The 2,223-nt window shown below is 67.3% G+C and carries 4 protein-coding genes; 3 read left to right on the top strand and 1 reads right to left on the bottom strand.

All coding sequences use genetic code 11. From position 1 onward, the window contains the following. The 3 genes from BRAO375_RS26705 to BRAO375_RS26695 form a co-directional block, all read left to right on the top strand. Window positions 1-396, top strand: a 396-nt coding sequence (locus BRAO375_RS26705; protein ID WP_035642412.1) for a decarboxylase, incomplete at its 5' end; no start/stop codon positions are given. Continuing rightward, window positions 393-992, top strand: coding sequence for a thiamine pyrophosphate-dependent enzyme (locus BRAO375_RS26700; RefSeq protein ID WP_009030552.1), 600 nt, complete (start codon window positions 393-395; stop codon window positions 990-992). The genes BRAO375_RS26705 and BRAO375_RS26700, both read left to right, overlap by 4 nt. Before the next feature lie 171 nt (window positions 993-1,163). Continuing rightward, on the top strand, window positions 1,164-1,517 hold the full coding sequence (locus tag BRAO375_RS26695; protein WP_009030551.1) for a VanZ family protein: 354 nt from the start codon (window positions 1,164-1,166) through the stop codon (window positions 1,515-1,517). 57 nt (window positions 1,518-1,574) lie between these two features. On the opposite strand, the gene BRAO375_RS26690 is transcribed toward BRAO375_RS26695, so the two are convergent. After that, window positions 1,575-1,964, bottom strand: a complete 390-nt coding sequence (locus BRAO375_RS26690) for a DUF1236 domain-containing protein (RefSeq protein ID WP_009030550.1) — start codon at window positions 1,962-1,964, stop codon at window positions 1,575-1,577. Between the last annotated feature and the right edge of the window lie 259 nt (window positions 1,965-2,223).

The raw sequence follows: 2,223 nt of genomic DNA, 5'->3' as shown, positions 1-2,223 counted from the left end.
TTCTTCACGACGTTTGCGACCGCGCGCGAGGAGGAAGCGGTGGGCATCCTCGCCGGCGCGTGGATGGGCGGCCGGCGCGGCGCGCTGCTGATGCAGACCTCCGGCTTCGCGACCCTGCCGAACGCGCTCGCCTCGCTGGTCGTGCCCTGCCAGATCCCGCTGATCATGCTGGTCTCCGAGCGCGGCACGCTCGGCGAGTTCAATCTCGGCCAGTCGCTGGTGTGCCGGACGATGCGGCCGGTGCTCGATGCGCTGGCGATGGAGCATCACACCATGACCCGGCTCGACGAGCTCGAATTCACCGTCGACCGCTCGATCAAGCAGGCGGTCGCCACGCAGGCACCGGTGGCATTGATCCTGTCGCCACTGCTCACCGGCGGAAAGGTGTTCGCATGAGCACGGCTCTCCCCAACACCAAGATCATGAACCGCCACGACCTCACCTGCCGGCTTGTTGCCAAGCTCGCGCACGAGGAGGCCGTGATCGGCGGCATCGGCAACACCAATTTCGACCTGTGGGCGGCCGGCCCGCGGCCGCAGAACTTCTACATGCTCGGCAGCATGGGTCTCGCCTGCCCGATTGCGCTCGGCGTTGCGCTGGCGCAGCCGCAGCGCCGCGTGTTCGCGCTCGAAGGCGACGGCTCGCTGCTGATGCAATTGGGCTGCCTGACCACGATCGCGAGCCTGGCGCCGAGCAATCTGACCATCATCGTGATGGACAACGGCATCTACCAGATCACCGGCAGCCAGCCGACGCCGGCCATGCGGGCCGACATCGTGGGCATTGCCGCAGGCTGCGGCATCGCGTCCAGCCATTGGGCAGCGGACGAGGCCGATTTCGAACGCCTGGTCGATGCCGCGCTGGACACACAAGGCCCGATGCTGATTGCGGCGAAAATCGACGACAAGCCGGGCGTCGGAGCCACGCGTCGCGATCCGGCGCAGATCCGCGAGCGCTTCATGCAGGGGCTCGGCGTCAGGATACCGATCTGACCGGCGAACGAGTGTCGCAGCACTCACCCTGCCCAGGACCACGAAACGCCATCAACTGGCCCGGTTGGCCGGGTTAAGATCGGCGTTTCGTCGCCGGCGCCGTTAACTACACCTCCGGCTCAAGCCGGTGTGAGCGGGGCCCGTGGCCCAGATCATGCTAAGCAGTCGGTTATGAAAACAGTACTTCGTGTCACGGCCTGGCTCCTCGCCGCAGCCGTCGCCTTCGCGACCTTGGGACCACCCAACTATCGTCCGCATTCACACCTGGGCCAGGATGGCGAGCATGCGCTGGCTTTCATCCTCCTCGGCCTTGCCTTCGGCATCGCCTATCGCAGCCGCCGGCTGGCGGTGGCGACGTTGGCCGTCGGCCTGATCGGCCTGCTCGAGCTCGCGCAGCTGTGGGCGCCGGGACGGCATGCGCGACTGGAGGATTTCATCGTCGACGCCGCGGCGGCCTGCATCGGCTTTGGTGTCGCGGCCGGGCTCGACTGGCTGGCGCGGCAGCTCCGCCCGCAGACCACCTGAACGCAACGGGGCCCCGCTGCTGCCGCAGCGAGGCCCCTGCTCGTATCATCCGTCAGATCACTCGATGATCTTGATCACGCGGCGGGTGCGCGGATCGACGATCACGCGGCGATCGTTCACCACGGCGTAGCGATACTCGGTGTAGCGCGGCACCGGCCGCAGCTCGACCGTATCCGGCAGCGGCTCGCCGACCACGACGCGCTCACGCACCACGACGGACGGCGCACGCTCGGCGTCGATCGAGTTGATCACCGCATTCGGGATCTCCAGGCCGGCACCGACGGCCGCACCGACGGTGCCGCCGACCATGGCGCCTACCGGACCGGCAACGGCGCCACCGGCGGCCGCGCCATTCGCAGCGCCTTCGACGGTGGTCGACTGGGCGAACGCCGCAGTCGACGCCAGCAGCGAGGTGGCGATCAGCGAAACGGCAAGACGGGTCCTCATCATTCTCTCCTCCAGTGGTTCAAGGTGCCCGCTCAACACCGAGGGATCGCCTGTAGTTCCGGTTCCAGATGGCCGAAACTTCATCATGTCCTGGGGAACGAAAACGGCGCGAGGACAACCACCGACAGGGCCTGTGCTCTGGCCCGAGGCGGAGAGATGGCTCGTTGCTATCCACGCTTCAAACAGCGCACGCGCATTCGCCGTCTCGCGGCGGATCACGCCCGAGTCCTGCGATCGACCGGAGCCCTCGATCAATCGA

It is taken from the genome of Bradyrhizobium sp. ORS 375 (genome assembly GCF_000239775.1).
GTDB lineage: Bacteria > Pseudomonadota > Alphaproteobacteria > Rhizobiales > Xanthobacteraceae > Bradyrhizobium.
Note: the sequence above shows the minus strand (reverse complement) of the source record. Positions and strands in the feature narration are given on the sequence as shown.